The organism is Ornithinibacillus proteolyticus (assembly GCF_039581225.1).
Taxonomy (GTDB): domain Bacteria; phylum Bacillota; class Bacilli; order Bacillales; family Amphibacillaceae; genus Ornithinibacillus; species Ornithinibacillus massiliensis.
Window position 1 is genome coordinate 11,493 of the sequence record NZ_JBCPXV010000039.1, and the last position, 20,822, is coordinate 32,314.

The window sequence follows — 20,822 nt, forward strand, 5'->3', positions numbered from 1 at the left end:
GACATCTGCTCGAAAAGACCATCGCAGTGTCTATCATGCACTTTATCACAGCATAAGTGCGACATCTGCTCGAAAAGACCTCGCAGTGTCTTCTTTACCGCCGGGCGGCTGCCTTAGCCTCCTCGTGCTACTTCTTTAGGGGTCTCACCTATGCCTATTCTCCCGCAGGAGTCTACGTATATTTCCGGAGCTAATATTTCCGGAGCTAGTATCGTATATCATTCGGTTTTACATTTATTTCTTTTAGTTATGTCCCAATCTCTTTCTATGAAAAAAAGAAGACCTCGGAGCTTCGTAATCATGTTCACGAAGCTCCGAGGTCTTCCTTCTATCTTAATCACCCTAGAAACGGTGTTAGTTGTTTTGGTGGTAGAGGCCTACTAAAGAGATATCCTTGCATTTCATCACATCTTTCACTTGTCAGAAAATCCAATTGTTCCCTCGTTTCAACCCCTTCAGCAATTACCTTCATATTCAAGGAGTGAGACATATGGATAATCGACTTCACAATTGCTTGATTTTCCTTCTTTTGTTCATCTAAAAACATTCTATCTATTTTTAATTTTGTAATTGGAAATACACTCAAATACTTAAAAGATGAGTAACCAGTTCCAAAATCATCTATTGAAACGAGAACACCTAACCTTCTAAGTGCATGTAATGTCTCTAATATCTCTTCTTCATTGGACATGGCCATTCTCTCTGTTATTTCTAGTTCTAGATAAGAAGGCTCCAGGCCAGTCTCATCTAAAATATCGTTAATCTTCTCAACTAAATTACGTTGGTAAAACTGTTTTGCAGATAAATTTACACTTACTGTAATTGGCTTATATCCCTTGTCTTGCCATTCTTTGTTCTGACGACATGCTTCCGATAATACCCAATCCCCAATATCAATAATTAATCCTGTCTTCTCAGCCAAAGGTATAAACTCACTCGGACTAATAAACCCCTTCTCCGGATGGTTCCATCTGATAAGCGCCTCTAGACCAACAACTTCATTCGTTAGTAGATTTATTTGGGGTTGGTAATGCAATTCAAACTGCCCCTCTTTTAAAGCACGTCTCAGTTCTGCCTCCATCGTTAACATTAATTTAAAATTTTCTGATATAGAGGAATCAAATAGATTGTAATAATTCCGATGTCGTTCCTTAATTACATACATAGCAGAGTCTGCATGTTTAATTAAATCAGAAGCTGTTAATCCGTTATCCGGAAAGATGCTAATCCCAATACTAACCGTAGTATATATTTCATAATCATCTATCGTGATCGGTTTTTCAAATTCAGCAATTAGCTTTTCAGCAAAATCGATAGCCATTTCTTTCTCTGTATGTCGTTGAAGCAGTAAGAATTCATCTCCACCCATTCTAGCAAGAAATGTATCCATTTGCTGGAATATTTTCAATCGATTTGCACAAGCCTGCAAAAGCTTATCGCCAAACGAATAACCTAAAGTATCATTAATTTCTTTAAAATAATCCAAATCTAAGAAGAAAACGGCTACTTTTTCTTCTTGTTGCTCGGCTTGTATAATAGCATCTTTTAACACTTTATTAAAAAAATTTCGATTAGGTAAATCCGTTAACTCATCATAATATGCCATATACTCAATTTTATTTTCTGCTTCAATTCGTTCCGTTATATCTTTCACACTAGCAGCCCGTATAATCTTACCATTCTTATAATACGGGTATTCGACCATTTCAATATAAAATAATGTTCCATCCTTGCGTACACCTTTTAATTCAAGTACACTATTAATCGTAACCAAATCGGTCTCGATAAGCTTTCGATAGCTCTTTGCATCGATTAATTGCTCCATCGTTTTCTGTTTCAATTCTTCTATTTTATACCCAAACATCGTAGCAAACGTATCATCACAATCTATAATTGCTGTTTTCCCGTATAAAACGATTCCCTCTACCGAGTTATTCGAAATTTGATTAATATAGCGTTTAATTTCATCTGCTCGATTCCTAATAGACAATTCATCAAGAATCAAACAATAGAGATTTTCGTTTACCTTTAGTGATTTAACTTCTAATAGTTTTCCCTTTTCTGTTTTCATTTCCATTAACAAGTGAGATCGAGAAGCATCCAATAATAATCTAAAATCAATATAATCTTCGATAGAATTACTAATTATCTGTTCTGCATCCAATAAGGTATACGCCTTTTGATTACCTTCAATAATCATTCCATCTTTGCTTACAAACACAATTGCCTCTTTAAAAAAAGATAATATTTGGCTATTTAATGGCACGGTAAGCTGTTCTCTCATTTGATTTCTCCTCACTTGTCTCCGAATTTAACCGATACTAATTCTTTCCTTTGGATAGTGATAATCCCCTGATCGCTTCGTTTTCTTAAACATGAACAAGAAGGTAAGAATCCCTACTCTACCAATAAACATTAATGTCATTAAAATAATTTTAGTAATGGTTGATAGCTCTGATGTGATACCCATGGAGAGCCCTACTGTTCCGAAAGCAGACGTTACTTCAAATAAAATTTGCGTGATGGTAAAAGGCTCATAGGTAGTAATGAATAATACAGAGATAAATACCATAAAGATTGCCATTAGAGTTACCGTCACAGCTTTCATTAAATCTTCTTCATGAACTTCTCTTCTAAATATCCGTATACTGCTTCCACCCCGTGCATACGTAATGATAAAAATAACCGCTAAAGCGAAAGTAGTTGTTCTAATTCCTCCGCCAGCACTACTCGGTGACGCCCCAATAAACATTAAAAACGACATAAACAAATGATTCGATTCCGAAAGCTCACTCACATCCATTGTTGAAAGTCCTCCACTTCTAGTCGTAACGGACTGGAACAACGAATAAAATAGCGACTCATGCCAACTCTTTCCAACAAAATAATGCTGTACGTCTAATAAAAAGATCCCAATGGTTCCAACAAATATTAAAATCGCAAAAGTCAACGTCGTTAATTTTGTAAACAAACTGAAATGGGTTAACACGCGATTACGGGAAAATAAAAAGTTTTTTACTTCAATTAATACAGGAAATCCGATAGCACCAAAAATAATTAATAAAATGTTTAGAAACTGTACGAAGTAGTCATGCTGAAATGGTATTAGAGACTCCCCAGTAATATCAAATCCACCATTGGTAACTGCGCTAATCGTTCCAAAGAAACCATGTAAATAAGCTTCCCCAGGAGAAGAGAAATATCTTAAGAAATATGTACCTAGCACTAAAAATGCAATAAACTCAACTGTAAGTAATACTAGAATAATTTGTTTAATTAAACGAACCATACCCTCAAAATTGGTTTGATTCTGGTCTGTCATAATTAATTGACGTTCCTTTAAGCCGATCTTCTTCCCTAACAATAGCCAAATAAAAGTACCTATGGCCATAACACCTACCGCACCAAGTTGAAGAATAAACGCCAAAAGAAAAATACCTGTTGTGCTTAACGTGTCTGCTACCGTGATTGTACTTAATCCGGTTACACTTAATGCACTGACTGCAGTAAATACGACATCAATAAACTCGACCTCTACCCCGTCTTTATATGCAATTGGTAAGCTCATTAATATAGTAGAAAATATTGCAGCTATTATGTAAAAAAATAAAATAATACGTACTGGTGAAAGTGTGTTAATCCACCTAGAAAATGATTTTGGTAAAAACATGTATTTACAGACTCCTTAGACCACTTTTATTCAGAGTGTTCTTTCGTTTTAATTATAGCACGATTCTAAAAATTTTCCTCTACTTTCGACAATTTGCTTGTTTCCCTATAAAATATTAAGTACAACATTCAAAAATTATAACGAAAAAAAGACCATTTGGAAAGACTTGTTCATATGCTTGGAGGATTGTAAATGGAATTAACCCCTACCTTAGGACAAAAAATAATAAACGAAACAAGGAAATTAATCAATGAAAATATTATTATTGTCAATAATCAAGCCATTATTATAGCAAGTACCGACTGCTCTAGAATAGGTGATTTTCACGAGGGCGCCCTTCAAACAATAAAAAACAACACGACGACAATATTAACCGAGGACCACCTAAAGAGCATGAAAGGAATACGTCCAGGTGTTAATTTACCGATAACTATCGAGGATCATGTCATTGGTGTTATTGGCATCACCGGTAATCCAGAAGAAATTATTCCTTTTGCTTCACTCATGAAGAAAATGACAGAGTTATTAATACGGGAAAATATTTATGTGCAAGAGCTTGAATGGCACGCTCGGGCTATGGAAGCCTATTTCTTCGAATGGGTGCAAATGGATCAACCATCTGAAGAATTCATTAAAAGAGGTAAACTACTTGAAATTCATCTCTCCCCTCCTTTAAGATGCTCAATCATAGAAATCGATTTCTCCAAGCATAAGGACGGCATAAATGAAATTCTAGACCTCCTCATGTTAAAACTTCCTTGTGTAGCGATTCGCTGGGGACATAATCGCATCGTACTATTAACGGAAGAAGATAAATTCGAATTAGACACGTTAAAGAGACAGTTCGAATCATTCCAGAACTATATCATGAACAAGTTACGTATACCATTTTCAATAGGTATTGGAACAAAATCCAACTCTTTCTGCATTAAAGACTCTTATCAAAAAGCAACAAAAGCCCTAACTCTTTCAAACGCTAATACCATTACAGCATATGATGATTTATTATTAGAAACTTGTTTGGATGAAGTTAGTCATAATGTTCGAATCGACTTTATTAACAAAGTACTATCCCCATTGGATAAAGAAGAGACTTTACTCCATACATTAAAAGTATTTCTAAAGAATAATTTAAATTTAAAGGCAACTGCTTCGAAGCTGCATATCCATGTTAATACATTACATTACCGCTTAAGTCGAATTGAGCAGTTGACAGGACTGAATCCAAAAAACACCTATACCATTGCTGTATTTTATATAGCTTTTACCTTTTTGGATGAAAACCCAAAAAAGTAAGCGGATAATTAAATTTTTTTGTATATTTCACCATATTAAATCATAGGCATTTATTTTAGAATAAAATAAAAAACACTTAGGAGAATTGCCTATGTTTACGGAAGAACTGAAACAAAAATTCATCACCATAGTCGGGGAGAATAACTTCCAGGATTCAAGAACTAGTTTACTTACCTATTCCTATGATGCGACACCAGGATTCCAATCCTTTCCCGATGCAATACTATCTCCACGAAATACCGAAGAAGTTTCCAATATTGTAAAGCTTTGTAACGAGAATAACATCCCTATTACTCCAAGGGGATCCGGCACGAATCTTAGTGCTGGAACGACCCCTTTACACGGCGGAGTTGTCATCCTTATGAAGCATTTCGATAACATATTAGAAATAGATGAAGAAAATTTAATCGTACGAACTCAGCCAGGGGTGATTACTAAAACACTCATTGAAGCCGTGGAAGCAAAGGGGTTCTTCTATCCACCAGACCCTAGTTCTATGAAAATATCTCAAATTGGCGGTAATATTAATGAAAACTCTGGTGGATTACGGGGCCTTAAATATGGTGTAACACGTGATTATGTGATGGGACTAGAGATTGTTTTACCAAATGGGGAAGTGATTCACACTGGAGGAAAACTAGCAAAAGATGTAGCTGGATATGATCTTACTAGCCTATTTGTTGGCTCTGAAGGCACATTAGGAATCGTTACCGAAGCAACCTTAAAACTCATCCCAAAACCCGAAACGAAAAAAACAATGCTAGCACTTTATCAAGATCTCGATGCTGCTGCACGTACTGTATCTGCGATTATTGCCAATCGGATAATTCCAGCTACACTAGAATTTTTAGACCAACCCACTTTAAAAGCTGTAGAAGATTTTGCACAAATCGGCTTACCCACGAATGTCAAGGCGGTTTTATTAATTGAACAAGATGGTTCTAAACGTGAAGTTGATCAAGATATGGAAAAAATCACTACCATATGTCGAAACAATGACGCTGTAGAAGTACAATTAGCCTCTTCAGCTGAAGAAGCTGAAGCCTTAACAACAGCAAGAAGGTCTGCCCTTTCTGCACTCGCTCGTTTACGACCAACTACTATTTTAGAAGATGCTACTGTTCCCCGATCTGAAATCGCGAAGATGGTAAACGCCATTCAACAAATTGCCAAGCGTTACGATGTTAACATTTGTACGTTCGGACATGCTGGTGATGGAAATCTACACCCTACTTGCTTAACAGATATTCGTGATGAAGAAGAAATGAAACGTGTGGAAAAAGCATTTGAGGAAATCTTTATTAAAGCAATTGAATTAGGAGGAACCATTACAGGTGAACATGGTGTTGGTGCAATGAAACTACCTTATTTACATTTAAAAGTTGGAGAAGCAGGGATAGAGGTTATGCGTAATATCAAGGAAGCAATAGACCCTAACCATATTATGAACCCAGGCAAAATCTTTGCTAAATCCGATAGAAGAAGAGTGGTGGTTCATAAATGATGAAAACGCGAGAAAAAGAACGAATTGCTCATGAATTTAAAGAAAAAATGGACTATGATGAGCTGTTAAACTGCATGCGATGTGGCTTTTGTCTTCCAAGTTGTCCAACCTATATCGAATCAGGAATGGATGAAGCACATTCTCCTAGAGGACGAATTGCCATGATGAAAGCAGTTGTTGATGGGGATATCGAGCCAGATGATGATGTTAAGCGTTCGTTAGATCTATGTCTAGGGTGTAGAGCCTGTGAACCGGTCTGTCCATCAGGGGTAAAATATGGACATTTACTCGAGCAAGCTAGAGATATTATTTATCAAAATAAAAAACAATCGTTACCGGTAAAGACTGTACGAAATGTGGTATTTCACAACTTATTTCCTAACCAAAATCGAATGATCAATGCCACCAGTTTACTTGGCTTCTATCAAAGGTCAGGATTGCAGAAAATAGCTAGAAAAAGTGGTATTATGAATTTTTTCCCAGACACATTAAAAACGATGGAAAAAGTACTTCCACCTGTGCCAAAGAAAAAACAATTGAAGAGTAGACCAACACATCTATTACCACTACAACAGCAAAAGAAGAAAGTTGCCTTCTTCTCAGGTTGCTTAATGGATACTATATTTATGTCAACAAATAACGCAACGATGAAACTGCTACAATATGCCGGATGTGAAATTGTAATCCCTAATACACAAAATTGCTGTGGTGCCTTACATGGTCACAGTGGTGAACGAAATAAAGCGAAGGAATTAGCGAAGAAAAATATACTAGCCTTTGAAAAGGCGCAAGTCGATTACATCATTACTAATGCCGGGGGTTGCGGAGCTTTCCTTGTTGATTATGGCTATTTACTAAAGGATGATCCAGAATGGAAGGAGCGAGCAGCTACATTTTCATCAAAAGTTAAAGATATAACTAGTGTCCTTGTAGAATTAGACTTTCATAAAGAACGATTAAGCCTACCGGATCAAATTGTAACGTATCAAGATTCCTGTCATTTAAAAAATGGTCAAAATACCTTTATGGAACCAAGAAAATTATTACAATCTATTCAAGGTGTCACATATGTAGAAATGAAGGACGCAAGTAGATGTTGTGGTTCTGCTGGTATTTATAATATTGTTGAATCTGAGATGTCTATGCAAATATTAGATTATAAAATGGAACAGACGAAAAATACAAACGCAAAAACAGTCGTAACAGCAAACCCTGGCTGTCTTCTCCAGATGAACTTAGGGATAGAACGCGAAGGTCTAACTCACTCCATCCGTGCTGTCCACATTGTAGACTTATTATTAGAGGCATATGAAACAAGTAATCATACGCAATAATATTTTAGGCTAGGCTACATACTGTCTAGCCTCTTTCTACATCAGCTTTTTAAACTTCTCTAATAATTGTTCACCTTGGTAGCCTTGTTCGATAAGCTCACCTAACATTTCTTCAATTTTACTTTTTCGTTTATCAACAATAGTACCAGTAAAAATGACATTAATATGCTCACCTATATTGTTTATACTATCAATGGAGGTAATGAATGTGGCAGGAGCATTGCTCATTTTTGAAATTTTCACTTCAATCATAACTTGGTCACGCGTATTTTGCATATTTTCAAACCAAGCCATATATTGCTTATTGATCAGTGCCTCGATAAGCCAGCTGTTTTTACCATCTTCTCTATTTATGACTAAACCATCGATTAATTCAACTTCTGTCTTTACGATATCTTCGTTATTACTTTCAACAATTTGTAATTGTTTTAGTAGGAATGTCTTCATCGTGTCTCCTCCCTTCTATCCAACTATATAAGTTCAGTGTACCAAATTTTTTTCAAATTGATAACTATTTCTAAAGTAACACCTCGACTAAAAAAGGTATGATTGCTTCTCTCCCGGTTAACCTCTATTCCCCTTATCGTTCATTCTAATCAACATGAAATGGATTGATGGGACACCTTGTCTATATCAGTCCCAGATAGCTCACCTTCCTATAAAGAGATACTGGTATGATGGGCTCAAGGACATAATGTTTCCGATGTACTAAAACATGTTACCAGATTTTTACGTGGTTAAATTATACTAAATATACAAAGAATATAGGTGTTCCAATGAGGAGCACCTTTTTTAGTGGAGTTGGAAATAACTTAACTATTTCAATTCACTGTCACGATAGGTAATGAGCTTCTACTTGAGGAGGAAACTTCATATGACTGTAGGAAGTCAAATTAAACAAGCCGTTGCAGGATTAAAGAGTGTGCAAGCAAGTTTTGAACAGTTTGCTTTACAAACTGAAAATAAGCAGGCAAAACAATTATATGAGCAAGCTGCACAACAAACCCAAAGCATTTTAAACTCTGTAGAGCCTCGCGTACAACAGATTGAGCAGGAAGAGCCTCAATATAAAGGTTTTTAATTAGTGGGGAGTAATTTTCCTCCCCGCTATCCATTCAATATAGAAACAGGTGAAAAAAGATGCTTAAAAAGCCATTTTTAATGGTAATTGGGATAATCATTATTTTTACTTTAGTAGGTTGTAACACCGAAAATAACACCCAACGTAATTCAGATCAGCCTATCAAAGTTACACAAATATCAGCTAAAAATACGTACGACCAATCCATATCCAATAAAGCCAAGCAAATTCTCTCCAAAAAAGAAAACATAACAAGGGTCTTAGCTGCTAACACAGATAAAATACTTATAATAGCGATCGAAATACCTCATCATGAACGGTTTGGCTTACAAAAGGTTAATAAAGAATTATCAAAAGAAATGGATGAAGAATTCAAGTACATTAAGGTTGAGCTAGTTACCGACAAAAAAATTGTAATTGAATTAGAAAAAATTGAAGAAAGATTACAAAATAACGACATAACGAAAAAAGAACTTGAGAAAGAGCTGAAACATATTAGTAAGCTTTTAAAGGAGCAGACATAAATTTAAATTTATTTAGCACAACGGAAAGAAGGGATACAAATGCCAGATAAAAAGAAAAAGAACTTACCACCTCAGGCACAAGCGTATCAGGCATTTCAGGATAAACGAGAGGTTAAACGTCCGGTTCTAAGAAATTGCATAAAAGCATTTCTAGTAGGTGGATTGATTTGTTTTATCGGCCAATTAATCACGACATTTTACATCTACTATTTTGACTTTACAGAACAAACAGCTGGGAACCCAACAGTCGCAACATTAATCTTTATAACGATGCTGTTAACTGGTTTTGGCGTATATGACCGGATCGGACAGTTTGCCGGTGCTGGTTCTGCCGTTCCAGTAACAGGCTTCGGAAATGCTGTCATATCTGCCGCTATTGAACACCGTACTGAAGGATTCGTTTTAGGTGTAGGTGGGAATATGTTCAAGCTTGCTGGTTCGGTTATTTTATTTGGTGTATTCTCTGCTTTTATCGTAGCTTTGATTAAAACGATTTTGACTACATGGGGTGGATTCTAAATGTTAACTGGACATCGTACCTGGTTATTCGAGAATAACCCTGTGATTATTTCTACTGGTACTGTAGGTGGCCCGTTTGAAGCAAACGGTAAAATCCCTGATGCCTTTCATATTCTCCATGACGATATATGGTTAGAACAAGATTCGTTCGAGAAAGCGCAGCAAATGATGATGGAAGAAGCATGCCAATACGCTATTAAGAATAGTCCAATTGAAAAAGAGCAAGTCTCTTTCTTTATAAGTGGTGATTTAATCAATCAAATTACGCCATCCAGTTTTGCAGCTAAAACATTAGGCTCTCCATATTTTGGATTATTTAGTGCATGTGCAACATCAATGGAAAGCTTAGCCTTAGCAGCATTCATCATTAATGCTAACGGGGCTGATTACATTCTAAGCGGTACTTCAAGCCATAATGCAGCAGCCGAAAAACAATTCCGTTATCCTACCGAGTACGGAGGTCAAAAACCCCCGACAGCTCAATGGACGGTTACCGGTGCTGGTTGTGCATTAGTTGCAAAATCAGGACAAGGACCACGTATTACATCTGCTACTATCGGTAAAATAATCGATATGGGAATGACTGACCCTTTTAACATGGGTGGTGCTATGGCTCCAGCTGCTGTAGATACGATTCTAACCCATTTAAGAGAACGTAATGTCGATGCTTCCTATTATGATTTAATTATTACTGGGGACCTCGCCCATATCGGTAGGGAGGTTGCATTAGACTTACTGCATAAAAATGACATCAACATACCTGATGAAAAGTTTGTTGATTGTGGACTTACAGTATATCGTGAAGATCAACCAGTATTAGCTGGTGGCAGTGGACCGGCATGCTCTGCCGTGGTAACCTATGGACATTTCTTAGAGCTTATGAAAAAGGGAGAACTGGATAGAATATTAGTCGTTGCAACCGGTTCCCTCCACTCCCCCCTTAGTGTTAATCAAAAAGATTCTATACCTTGCATCGCCCACGCGGTATCTATCGAAATAGGAAGTGATAAGTCATGATATTCTTTTGGGCATTTGTAGTTGGAGGATTAATTTGTGTAATTGGTCAAATTCTATTTGATGTATTCAAGCTCTCACCAGGACATACATTAAGTATCCTGGTTGTAGCTGGGGCAATATTAGATGGATTAGGACTATATGAACCTTTAATTGATTTTGCAGGGGCAGGTGTAACCGTACCAATCACAAGCTTTGGTAATTCATTAGTACATGGTGCCATGCAAGAAGCAGAAAAACATGGAATTATCGGTGTTATTACTGGGATGTTTGAAGTGACCAGTTCCGGGATATCAGCAGCGATTATCTTTGGTTTCATCGGTGCGCTAATCTTTAAGCCGAAAGGATAATCTCATAAAGGAGGAAACATAAACCATGACAGTAGGCTCACAAGTGAAGACCTGCTACGCTTCTATCAAAAATATTGAAGCAACATTAGGAGTACTTGCTTCACAAACAAATGAAGCTAATGCAAGAAATGTATATAGGGAAACAGAAACACTCATACGTGAGATTAAGCAGGATTTAGAGAAACAAGTATTAATGCTAGCTAGAGAAGAACCCCAATATAATCAATAGGAAGGAAAGTAAACGATGGCAGATTGGATTCAAATCGCTCTTAGATCGATAACATTACTCACTATATTGTTCCTTTTCACTAAATGGTTAGGTACGAAACAACTGTCCCAATTAAATATTTTTGAATATATAAGTGGAGTAGTATTAGGAGGAATTGTTGCCATCCATGTCAGTACATTAGATAGCCCTTTCTATTACGCGTTAATTTCCATGTTTGTGTGGTTTATTATTCCATACGCTGTCGAGTATTTCGCATTAAAGAGTAAAGTATTTCGTAATTTTGCTCAAGGTAAAAGTACTGTCTTGATTCAGAACGGAAAAATAATGGAGGACAATTTAAAGAAGGAACATTTTTCAACGGATGATTTATTAGAAAGCCTTCGCGATAAAAACATTTTTAAAGTAGCAGATGTAGAATTTGCCGTATTAGAACCAACTGGAAAGTTAAGTGTACTACCGAAGACAGAAAATCGCCCATTAACCGCCAAGGACATTGGACTAAAAGTAGCACCTGATCGAGAACCACAAACGGTTATTATGGATGGAAGGCCACTTCTAGAACCGTTAGCTAACCTCTCCTTAAATCCTAAATGGTTAGAAACGGAACTAGAAAAAATGAATATTAGCATGGAAAATGTATATCTTGGTCAAGTTGATAGTGATGGTCAATTAACGGTTGATCTTTACGATGATAAACTTACCGTACCAAGTCCAACACAAAAACCACTTTTACTTGCCACAATGAAGAAGTGTCAAGCTGATTTAGAACTATTTGCCCTTTCAACAAACAATCAAGAGACAAAGCAGTTGTATCAACGCAATAGCGAAAAAATGCAAAAAGCGATTGACCTTGTATCTACCTATCTAAAATAGAACCCTAATCCAAAAGGGTTTTATTTTTTGTATTACATATTTTTAACTAGGTGTGGAATCGTATTAATAAACATTATGTTGGAGTTGTAAATAGAATGGTAAAGAAAACATTTAGACGTTCCATAAGAAGCAGACAGAACATAACCGACACTAACTCAACAAATAACAACAAGAACTCCACAATAAACCCGAACTTAGAAAAAACAATTGAGCAGTTTAAGACTTTTTATTCGTATCCAACAAACAAAGATGTGGTAGTACGCAATCTACATATACCAGGATTAAATAAAAATGCTGGAATGGTATACATTGATACTATAACGAATACGACAGATATTGAAGCTTCTATCTTAAGCCCCCTTCTTCAGAACCAGGATTCAACGAAGGGAATTAACGAAATTATTACTTCTCCATCTGTCAGTACAACAGTAAAAATGATCGAGATAATATCAGATATAAACAATGGAAATGTGGCATTATTTATCGAAGGTGAACATCAAGCATATCTCTTTAATGTTTCAAACTTTGAAGGAAGAGCGATAGAAAAAGCAGAAAATGAAAATGTCGTTAAAGGGCCGAAAGAAGCGTTTAATGAAAAAGCAAGTACGAATATCTCATTAATTCGTAAGAGAATTAAAAGTGAAAACCTACTTGTAGAATCTGTAGTTATATCGAAACGCTCAAAAAACAATGTATATATGGTTTACCAAAAAGATTTGGTAAATGAAAAATTACTCCAAAATGTTCGAGATCGCCTCCAATCATTGGATGTTAATGCCATACAAAATCTAAGTCTATTAGAACAATATATTGAAGAACGAAAATACTCTATCTTTCCAACGTTATTATATACAGAACGACCTGACCGAGCAACGTCCTTCTTAGAGGATGGTTATATTGTTTTATTAATGGATAATTCTCCAGATTGTCTGGTACTCCCAGCAACATTCTGGTCGTTTTATCATTCATCGGAAGAGCATTATCTACGGTTTGCTTACGGGAATTTCACTAGGGTGCTCCGTATTTTTGCACTTTTTATTACTTTATTTACTTCTTCTTTATATGTAGCAGTTGTTACCTATCATGCAGAGATGATCCCTCCTGACTTATTGCTGGCCATCGCTGCTACAAGAGAAAGGGTTCCTTTTCCAGTAGGGATTGAGGTTTTTATCATGGAGTTGGCTTTTGAACTAATTCGAGAAGCTGGGTTAAGAGTTCCCAGTTCAATAGGACCAACAATAGGAATTGTTGGGGCATTAATCTTAGGACAAGCAGCAGTTGAAGCCAATATTGTAAGCCCAATCGTTGTCATCATTGTTGCACTTGGGGGCTTAAGCTCCTTCGCGATTGGTGATATTAGTATGAACTTTGCAATAAGGATATCACGATTTCTTTTATTATTAGCAGCAAGTTTCTTAGGGCTTTACGGTATAACTGCTTTCTTTACATTGGGATTATTTTATATGGTTTCTATAAAGTCTTTTGGTGTTCCCTACTTATCCCCTTTAACGCCCAATATAAGTCATCCGGTGACACGATTTTAAGAAAAATACTTCAAAATGAATTATTACGGCCTGGTTATGTGAAATCTAAAGACACAAAAAAGAAAGCTTAGAGGGATTAATAAATGGTCCAAATAAAAGAAAGAATCGGTATAAGAGAGTATATAGCCATTGTATTAATTATGACAAGCACTAAACTAACTGATAATACTCCTGTTTTATTATTTGAGCCTTTATACAACGCAGGATGGATGGCACCGGTAATAAACAGTATTTTATCTATTATTCCTATCTATTTGCTTATACGTGTTATGGGAAATTATCAAGAAAAGAATTTACTAGAAATCTCTGACCGATTATTTGGAAAAATATTAAGTACATTTTTATTATTCATTTTTTTAGTGATAGCATTTAGTACCTTAGTTGTTGACACAGCTATTTACACAGATATCATTGGAACGATGTATTTTATTAGAACTCCCACAATAGTTATTTATGGAATTTTATTAACCGTTAGCGCATACGGAGCGAAAAGAGGATTAGAACAAATTGCTTCTGTTTCGTGGTTAGTACTTCCTTATTTACAGGTTACATTACTGTTCGCTTTAATCCTCACCATTGGGGATGGAAATATTACATTTATTTTTCCTATTTTTGGACAAAGTAGCTGGGAAGTAATAAAGGAGAGTGCTCTAAGACAATCTATATTAGCTGATTTTCTATATTTATTTATACTTTATCCCTATTTAAAGAGCAAGAAGGATTTTTCAAAAGGAACATGGTTAGCACTATTTTTTACAACGCTGAACTTAACAGTGTCTCTTGTATGTTTTTTACTTTTTTTGATTATAATACCGTAATGCAATTGAATTATCCCTATCATGAAGTTATACGAACTATTTCTTTAGGTTTTCTAACCAATATGGAGACATTCTTTCTACCTTTTTGGCTTATCGCATCATTTGTTAGGTTTTCCATTTATTTATATATTGTAGCATTCTTATTCGGACACATCTTTAAAATAAATCACTTTGAGTATGTTACCCCCTCGCTAGCAACTGTTATTGTATTTCTAGGTCTAATACCAGAAAGTCCTTCTTTCACCTTGTTCAATTTTAAAGATTTTTTATTTATTCTTACATCACCAGTATTTTTCATGTTTCCTATCCTATTGTATATTGTTGCAAAGATTAAGGGGGAATTTAAAAATGCGAAAAACCAAAAGGCCCTTAGTTTCGTTTTACTATTTGCTATATTTCTATCCTTAACGGGCTGTTGGGATCAAAGAGGAGTTGAGGAATACGCTTTTGTGATTGCTCTAGGAATGGACAAAGTAGACAATCAAAAGGATAAAGTAAGAATTACCTATTTAATTGCCAATCCAGAAACAGGGTCAGTAGCCTCTAGTGCAAGTTCACAGGAACCACCTAGGGGGATAATTTCCTTTGAGGCAAACAGCCTAATTACAGCAAAAAGCCTTGCAAATATAGTAATAGCCAAGGAAATCACCTATGATCTTGTTAGAATGTTATTCGTGTCAGAAGAACTAGCAAGAGATAAGGAATTCGTAAGGTGGATATATGATGCGGCTAAGTCTATGGATATAAGACGTGACATACAATTCCTAGTAACAAAAGAAGAAACCTCGCAATTTATACAAACAAATAAACCATTATTAGAAACTAGACCACATGACTATTACGAAAAGATTTTTAATGTGGGAGAAATATTTGGAACAACACCACCTTCGGAATTGAATACTTTTTTTCGAATTACAGAAGCCGACGCAGACTTATTTTTAGGTATGTATGGAACAACCGAGAAGGTTCAAGAACATAAATCAAATCAAGAACCTGATCAAATAAAAGCAGGTGAGTTTCACTATACGGGAGAAACCAATACAACTCAAATTGCTGGTTCTGCCGTTTTTAAGGAAGGCCGCATGATTGATACTTTAACTATAGAAGAGACTAAATTAACTTATTTACTTAACCCAACTTTGAAAACAGGGTATTTTCTTTTCACCTTCCCAGATCCATTTGACGAGGACTATCGAGTTGATGCCCAAATTGAATTGGATAATCCAATAAAAATAGACATGAACCTTAAAAAGGATACACCTAAAATTGATGTAACGGTTCCGATATCACTTGAAGTATTATCCAATCATAGTATGACCGATTACTCAAAAGACCCAATGAAGCAGGATAGACTAGAATCATCCATAAAAGAGGATTTAGCAAATAAATTTAAAGAGCTTATCAAAAAGACCCAGGAGGAATTTAAATCAGAGCCCTTTAACTGGTCTTTAATCGCTAGAAAAGAGTTTCCTACTATTCCAGACTGGGAGAAATTTGATTGGATGAAAACGTACCCCGATATGGATATTAATGTTTCGGTCCAATTGAAATTAGAGAAATTCGGGAGACAAAATGAACTGCCGAGAATAGAAGAAATGAGGGATTAAAATGAAGCTAGTGATTTGGCTAGTGATGATTATCATGTTTGTTTACACGATAGGATTTTCTATTACTCTGTGGAAAGGCAATAGTAAAATGGGTTCCATTACTACCTTTTTGCTAGCATTAGCTATCGTGATCCTCCCTTTCTTCACTATTCTGAGGTAAGTATATTATTGATGAGGAGGCATATTATGCCTCCTCAACTTTTAGTAAAGCTTCCCCTGTCTATACATAATCGTAGAAAGCTTCATTACGGCATGGATATAACAATTTTGCCTTAGTGGATAGGGGTCTGCGAAGAATTGTGGTAATACCGCATCAAAGGTTTCTTTCATTTTTACATATAGCTTTTGGTATACTTCTTCCTCTTGATAGAACTGGGTCTCCCTACCTTGTAGCCATTCTAAATATGATACAATTACTCCCCCAGCATTAGCCAATATATCTGGTATGATGACGACTCCCTGTTCACTTAAATATTCATCCGCTTCTGTTGAAACTGGTGCATTAGCACCTTCTACAATAATTCTAGCCTGTATATCCTTCTTATTCGCTTCATGAATTTGATTTTCCAGTGCAGCCAAGAATAATACATCTGTATCCAGCGTCATTATCGCTTCCCGGTTTAGAATTTCTGCTTTTATACCTGCCAACTTTACCATCTCATCTGTTTTCGGAAGGTCTCCATTATTTGCCGAACTATATTTTACTAAACTAGGTATATCAAGTCCTTCCGAATTGTATAAGGTGACATTACGATCACTTACCGCCACTACTTTATTATTTAGATGATTACATTGAAAAGCTGCTAATGCAACTACAGATCCAACATTTCCAAACCCTTGGACAGCGACCGTAAGTGATTTATCTTTTAAAGCTAGAACAGTTTTTGCAAATGGATTATCCCGCTCCGCTAACCAATTTTCTTGAAGGCTGAGAAAATCATGTATTAAATAACGAAACGTATAGTAAACCCCTTTACCTGTAGCTTCTCTCCTTCCTAAGGATCCCCCATTCTCTACACTTTTACCTGTAAAACTGCCTCGATATGATTCCCCTGGTCGAATGCTCTTATATTCCCCCATCATCCAGTCCATTTCCCGTTCTCCTGTTCCAACATCTGGAGCTGGTATATCTTTATCTGGACCTAGGCTATCACTGAAGTACTGTACATATTTTTTACATATAACATATAAATCCTTTTCACTGAATTCTCTAGGATTAATGACGACTCCGCCCTTAGCTCCGCCAAATGGCACTTGGTGTAAGGCGTTTTTCAATGTCATAAGAGCAGCAAGGTTCACTACCTCGTCTTCATTGACCGATTCGTGAAAACGAATTCCTCCCTTATATGGACCTAATATGTTGTTATGCTGTACTCGGAAGGCAGGGATTCGCACAACCTGACCATTCTCCAGCGCAATTCTTAAAAACGATTTATTGACATGATTTGGTGTAGAAAGAATCGCTAACAAGGACGTAAATGCTTTTTTTCTTCGCTCCCCACTTAATTCTGGTAAAAAAGTTTTGTCATCTACTAAAGCGTGTAATGAACTTTTTACAATATCGACTGTTTGATTTCCCACATAAATACCTCCAACTGATTTTTCTAACAATAAAATTGTAACAAAATCAACGGGAGATACCAATTAAGTTATCGAAATTTACAGAACAAAAACAGCTATTACAACCATGACTAGTAAACCTAGGATTACTGGGAGGAAGTTTTTCCTTACCAAATCCATAACGGAGACCCCACAAAATCCTGCAATTGCGATTAAGGATGACCACGCTACAATCGTCCCTCCACCGGTCCAAATGGCCCCTAATTGGCCGATAGCAGCTAATGTTCCTGCATCCATCCCACTTGTTTCAAGTGATGCTGCAAGTGCACCAGTAAGCGGTAATCCTGAGAATCCAGATCCATCCAAACCAGTAATAATACCTATTACTAGAACACTAATCGCTGCTAGTAATGCACTTTGGGGAAGAAATTCTTGTGTGGATTCTACTAATCCAAATAATAAAGCTGGACCTACCTCTACACCCAAAATACTCCCTGAGAAATCACTACTACCAAGAAAGAAAAACCCCGCAATTGGAATAACCGGCCCCATTGCCTTAAACGCAAAAACAAACCCATCTGTAATATGGTTTGTAATATAATCCAATGCATGATGCCTACCAAAAGCAACAGTAGATAATAATAGTAAGATAACCGCAACCCCACCAACAAAGGCTGCCCCATCTCCGCCAACTAATCCACCACTTCCACTAAAAAGCTTGTTATACATCATATAAACTACAACGACTAAAAGAGCTAGGGGTACAAAGACCGCGAAGATTTTACTCCATCTGGTGAGATTATTCGTTTTTGCTTCATTTTTTGTACTTTCCGCTGTGTTTAAAGTTGTTAGTTCATTTTTATTTAACGGGTCATCTTTCGAGCGAATAGATTTTCGATTTATTGCATATGCAAGGAGAATTGCCACACCTCCTGCTATTAAAGATAAGACAAGTGCTTTATCAGCAACCAGCCCTGGATTAATTCCTGCTGCTGTCGCAGAGAGGCTTGGGGCTACCTGGACAATATAGTCAGACGATAAAGCCATACCTTGACCAGCAAGTGCAATAGCAACAGCTGCTACAATAGCGGGTAATCCTGACCGGACCGCAGCTGGTACTAGTAACGCACAAATTAACGGTACAGCAGGTGTTGGCCAGAAAAATAAAGAAATGATATAGGTCGTTGCCACTAATACAAAAAATGACACATGACCATTAACCATTACCTTCTGTACTGGCTGAATCATTCGAACATCAGCACCTAAATCTTTTAAAGAATTGAGTAAGGCGATCATAAAAGTAATGATGAGAAATATACTAAATAATTCTTGAGCTGCGATTAAGTTGGCATTAAATATTGCTGTAAATCCATCAACAATACTTCCTTTATAAACCCAAGCTATAATAAACGTCCCGAGTAATGTTGGAAGTACAACTCCTTTTCGAAAAATCATCGTTATAATGATTAAGAGTGTAAATATACCATATAACCAATGGACTAAAGTAAGCTCCATGTACATCTTCCTTTCTTACCGTAGTGCTATAGCCTATGCTAGTTTTACAATAGCGGTGAAAAAGAAGATTAAATGGATAAGATTACGTTGTCCTAAAACTCGTAAAGTAAGAAATTAAACAGCAGACATATGCTTCACTTTATTCCTCCTCAGAGCACATAACATGCATAGTAGTTCTCCTCCTTCATGAATTCCATCAAGGAAACCGTTCTCACAATAAACCTCTTTTCCACAACGATTACAAACTCCAACTAATTCCTTCACTGGAACACCTCCATATTATTAAATATAGTAAGACTGGCTTACTATGTTTCAAAACAAAACTAAAAAACGGCTAAATACGAAAAAAATAAAGGTAACCTCTAATATGAGATTACCTAGTTGTGAGCGGATTGTTCAATTTTTATGCAGATTGTAATAATCGCTTCGGTTGTTTAATAAACAAGAAGAATACTACAATTGCAGATAATATAAATGATGGTAACATATAAGATCCATTATAAATTAGAGAAAACAACCATACCGGTTGACCTTCTGGTGCTGTATCCCCCCAAAAAACGATTCCTGCATAAAAATGGGCCAGAAAACGCAATCCAGAGCCTATAAATACCCCTAAGGTGATATACACTAATCTTATTGCAACCTTACCTTCCCTAAGTGACTTTTGAATTGGCTTAGCGAAAATTCCTGCTACTCCTAAAACAGTAAAGGCAAATCCATATTCAATAAATGCTTGGTATAAATTAAGTATATATGCGCCGAAAGCTAATTGGAGCACTCCCCATATAAAACCAGCTAATAGCCCTCCTTTTAGCCCCCATCGAAATGCAACGATAAAAATAGGTATCATTGCAAATGAAATAGAACCTCCATTAGGCATCTTAAAAGTTGGCAGTAGATCTAGAATTAATGCCAGTGCTGCAAATACTGCCACCTCAACCATAAACAATGTGCGTTTAGAACTCACTTTATTTCCTCCCCCAAATGTATTAAAAATCATGATGCTTCGATTTTTAAACACAAAAAAAGCAATGCCAAGGGGAAGCTTCCTGATGGGGAATTCCGCTCACATTGCTAATAAATCCATCAAAAAAGCCACCATCCCTACGCTAGTACTAACTAACAGGTTCAAAGGGTCTGAACATATTGTTCACTCTCAGCCAATCGGCTCCCCCTGTGGACTAGAAATCATTCACTTTTTTTGCTATTGATATTGTAGCCTAGTTTTCTCTTTTTAGCAAACGTTCTTCCTTACAGGATTGAGTCAAGTATTTGTGGGAGATTTTTAAAGTCCCTTATTTTGTATTGTTTTAATTCCAAATTTGACAACGGTTTCAGATTTATATCTTTCCATCTGTTTCCGCTTTTTTACTTTTTTAAATTC

General features: G+C 36.3%; 20 protein-coding genes, 1 pseudogene and 1 riboswitch. Of the genes and pseudogenes, 14 read left to right on the forward strand and 7 right to left on the reverse strand.

The window, feature by feature from the left end:
• Positions 1-337 precede the first annotated feature (337 nt).
• A complete protein-coding gene (locus AAIB49_RS15440) occupies positions 338-2,284 on the reverse strand; it encodes a sensor domain-containing protein (protein ID WP_343458547.1) in 1,947 nt (648 codons plus the stop codon).
• Between the two features lie 27 nt (positions 2,285-2,311).
• Positions 2,312-3,670 (reverse strand): TrkH family potassium uptake protein, encoded by a 1,359-nt coding sequence (locus AAIB49_RS15445; RefSeq protein ID WP_339215522.1) that lies wholly within the window; start codon positions 3,668-3,670, stop codon positions 2,312-2,314.
• 192 nt (positions 3,671-3,862) lie between these two features.
• Between AAIB49_RS15445 and AAIB49_RS15450 the strand changes: the two genes are divergently transcribed.
• The 3 genes from AAIB49_RS15450 (at position 3,863) to AAIB49_RS15460 (ending at position 7,804) form a co-directional block, all read left to right on the forward strand.
• Positions 3,863-4,966, forward strand: coding sequence for a CdaR family transcriptional regulator (locus AAIB49_RS15450; protein ID WP_339215524.1), 1,104 nt, complete (start codon positions 3,863-3,865; stop codon positions 4,964-4,966).
• Positions 4,967-5,057: 91 nt separating this feature from the next.
• Positions 5,058-6,470 (forward strand): glycolate oxidase subunit GlcD, encoded by a 1,413-nt coding sequence (gene glcD, locus AAIB49_RS15455; RefSeq protein WP_343458548.1) that lies wholly within the window; start codon positions 5,058-5,060, stop codon positions 6,468-6,470.
• Entirely contained in the window at positions 6,470-7,804 is a 1,335-nt protein-coding gene (locus tag AAIB49_RS15460; protein WP_339217782.1) for a (Fe-S)-binding protein, read from the forward strand. Before glcD ends, AAIB49_RS15460 begins: the two co-directional genes overlap by 1 nt.
• A 36-nt stretch (positions 7,805-7,840) precedes the next feature.
• On the opposite strand, the gene AAIB49_RS15465 is transcribed toward AAIB49_RS15460, so the two are convergent.
• Entirely contained in the window at positions 7,841-8,251 is a 411-nt protein-coding gene (locus AAIB49_RS15465; protein ID WP_211741560.1) for a YwpF family protein, read from the reverse strand.
• A gap of 427 nt (positions 8,252-8,678) precedes the next feature.
• Here AAIB49_RS15465 and AAIB49_RS15470 point away from each other — a divergent pair, with 427 nt between their 5' ends.
• The 11 genes and pseudogenes from AAIB49_RS15470 to AAIB49_RS15520 all read left to right on the forward strand — a co-directional run bounded on the left by AAIB49_RS15470 (position 8,679) and on the right by AAIB49_RS15520 (position 16,523).
• Positions 8,679-8,885, forward strand: a complete 207-nt coding sequence (locus AAIB49_RS15470) for a DUF1657 domain-containing protein (RefSeq protein ID WP_010096853.1) — start codon at positions 8,679-8,681, stop codon at positions 8,883-8,885.
• 59 nt (positions 8,886-8,944) lie between these two features.
• Positions 8,945-9,409, forward strand: coding sequence for a hypothetical protein (locus AAIB49_RS15475; RefSeq protein WP_339215529.1), 465 nt, complete (start codon positions 8,945-8,947; stop codon positions 9,407-9,409).
• 39 nt (positions 9,410-9,448) lie between these two features.
• Entirely contained in the window at positions 9,449-9,928 is a 480-nt protein-coding gene (gene spoVAC, locus AAIB49_RS15480) for a stage V sporulation protein AC (RefSeq protein ID WP_339215531.1), read from the forward strand.
• Positions 9,929-10,945 carry a stage V sporulation protein AD gene (spoVAD, locus tag AAIB49_RS15485; protein WP_339215532.1) on the forward strand — a complete coding sequence of 339 codons (1,017 nt, stop codon included), beginning with the start codon at positions 9,929-9,931 and terminating at the stop codon, positions 10,943-10,945.
• Complete coding sequence (spoVAE, locus tag AAIB49_RS15490; RefSeq protein ID WP_186868506.1) at positions 10,942-11,292, forward strand: stage V sporulation protein AE; 351 nt, start codon at positions 10,942-10,944, stop codon at positions 11,290-11,292. Before spoVAD ends, spoVAE begins: the two co-directional genes overlap by 4 nt.
• Positions 11,293-11,317: 25 nt before the next feature.
• The gene (locus tag AAIB49_RS15495) at positions 11,318-11,521 is read left to right on the forward strand and encodes a DUF1657 domain-containing protein (protein WP_186868505.1); all 204 of its coding nucleotides are present in this window, start codon (positions 11,318-11,320) and stop codon (positions 11,519-11,521) included.
• A 15-nt stretch (positions 11,522-11,536) separates the two neighbouring features.
• Positions 11,537-12,394, forward strand: a complete 858-nt coding sequence (locus AAIB49_RS15500) for a DUF421 domain-containing protein (RefSeq protein WP_186868504.1) — start codon at positions 11,537-11,539, stop codon at positions 12,392-12,394.
• A gap of 95 nt (positions 12,395-12,489) precedes the next feature.
• A complete protein-coding gene (locus AAIB49_RS15505; RefSeq protein ID WP_343458549.1) occupies positions 12,490-13,938 on the forward strand; it encodes a spore germination protein in 1,449 nt (482 codons plus the stop codon).
• A 209-nt stretch (positions 13,939-14,147) separates the two neighbouring features.
• Positions 14,148-14,935 (forward strand): annotated as a pseudogene (locus AAIB49_RS15510) (GerAB/ArcD/ProY family transporter); the annotation flags it as partial.
• A 117-nt stretch (positions 14,936-15,052) separates the two neighbouring features.
• Positions 15,053-16,363, forward strand: a complete 1,311-nt coding sequence (locus AAIB49_RS15515; RefSeq protein WP_339217784.1) for a Ger(x)C family spore germination protein — start codon at positions 15,053-15,055, stop codon at positions 16,361-16,363.
• Between the two features lies 1 nt (position 16,364).
• A complete protein-coding gene (locus AAIB49_RS15520; protein WP_339215538.1) occupies positions 16,365-16,523 on the forward strand; it encodes a hypothetical protein in 159 nt (52 codons plus the stop codon).
• Positions 16,524-16,564: 41 nt separating this feature from the next.
• Here the strand turns inward: AAIB49_RS15520 and AAIB49_RS15525 are convergent, their stop codons facing one another.
• The 4 genes from AAIB49_RS15525 to thiT all read right to left on the reverse strand — a co-directional run bounded on the left by AAIB49_RS15525 (position 16,565) and on the right by thiT (position 20,405).
• Complete coding sequence (locus tag AAIB49_RS15525) at positions 16,565-17,944, reverse strand: Glu/Leu/Phe/Val family dehydrogenase (protein WP_339215540.1); 1,380 nt, start codon at positions 17,942-17,944, stop codon at positions 16,565-16,567.
• A gap of 78 nt (positions 17,945-18,022) precedes the next feature.
• The gene (locus AAIB49_RS15530) at positions 18,023-19,438 is read right to left on the reverse strand and encodes a hypothetical protein (protein ID WP_343458550.1); all 1,416 of its coding nucleotides are present in this window, start codon (positions 19,436-19,438) and stop codon (positions 18,023-18,025) included.
• A gap of 114 nt (positions 19,439-19,552) precedes the next feature.
• Positions 19,553-19,702 (reverse strand): hypothetical protein, encoded by a 150-nt coding sequence (locus AAIB49_RS15535; RefSeq protein WP_339215543.1) that lies wholly within the window; start codon positions 19,700-19,702, stop codon positions 19,553-19,555.
• Positions 19,703-19,841: 139 nt separating this feature from the next.
• Entirely contained in the window at positions 19,842-20,405 is a 564-nt protein-coding gene (gene thiT / locus AAIB49_RS15540) for an energy-coupled thiamine transporter ThiT (RefSeq protein ID WP_343458551.1), read from the reverse strand.
• Positions 20,406-20,521: 116 nt separating this feature from the next.
• Positions 20,522-20,623: riboswitch (TPP riboswitch) on the reverse strand.
• Positions 20,624-20,822 lie beyond the last annotated feature (199 nt).

Coding starts and splice junctions, on each gene's coding strand:
- AAIB49_RS15505 (WP_343458549.1), top strand. CDS start 12,490: ATGGTAAAGAAAACATTTAGACGTTCCATAAGAAGCAGACAGAACATA.
- AAIB49_RS15470 (WP_010096853.1), top strand. CDS start 8,679: ATGACTGTAGGAAGTCAAATTAAACAAGCCGTTGCAGGATTAAAGAGT.
- AAIB49_RS15530 (WP_343458550.1), bottom strand. CDS start 19,438: ATGGAGCTTACTTTAGTCCATTGGTTATATGGTATATTTACACTCTTA.
- AAIB49_RS15475 (WP_339215529.1), top strand. CDS start 8,945: ATGCTTAAAAAGCCATTTTTAATGGTAATTGGGATAATCATTATTTTT.
- AAIB49_RS15500 (WP_186868504.1), top strand. CDS start 11,537: ATGGCAGATTGGATTCAAATCGCTCTTAGATCGATAACATTACTCACT.
- AAIB49_RS15495 (WP_186868505.1), top strand. CDS start 11,318: ATGACAGTAGGCTCACAAGTGAAGACCTGCTACGCTTCTATCAAAAAT.
- AAIB49_RS15515 (WP_339217784.1), top strand. CDS start 15,053: ATGTTTCCTATCCTATTGTATATTGTTGCAAAGATTAAGGGGGAATTT.
- AAIB49_RS15440 (WP_343458547.1), bottom strand. CDS start 2,284: ATGAGAGAACAGCTTACCGTGCCATTAAATAGCCAAATATTATCTTTT.
- spoVAE (WP_186868506.1), top strand. CDS start 10,942: ATGATATTCTTTTGGGCATTTGTAGTTGGAGGATTAATTTGTGTAATT.
- AAIB49_RS15460 (WP_339217782.1), top strand. CDS start 6,470: ATGAAAACGCGAGAAAAAGAACGAATTGCTCATGAATTTAAAGAAAAA.
- AAIB49_RS15445 (WP_339215522.1), bottom strand. CDS start 3,670: ATGTTTTTACCAAAATCATTTTCTAGGTGGATTAACACACTTTCACCA.
- glcD (WP_343458548.1), top strand. CDS start 5,058: ATGTTTACGGAAGAACTGAAACAAAAATTCATCACCATAGTCGGGGAG.
- spoVAD (WP_339215532.1), top strand. CDS start 9,929: ATGTTAACTGGACATCGTACCTGGTTATTCGAGAATAACCCTGTGATT.
- AAIB49_RS15520 (WP_339215538.1), top strand. CDS start 16,365: ATGAAGCTAGTGATTTGGCTAGTGATGATTATCATGTTTGTTTACACG.
- AAIB49_RS15450 (WP_339215524.1), top strand. CDS start 3,863: ATGGAATTAACCCCTACCTTAGGACAAAAAATAATAAACGAAACAAGG.
- spoVAC (WP_339215531.1), top strand. CDS start 9,449: ATGCCAGATAAAAAGAAAAAGAACTTACCACCTCAGGCACAAGCGTAT.
- AAIB49_RS15465 (WP_211741560.1), bottom strand. CDS start 8,251: ATGAAGACATTCCTACTAAAACAATTACAAATTGTTGAAAGTAATAAC.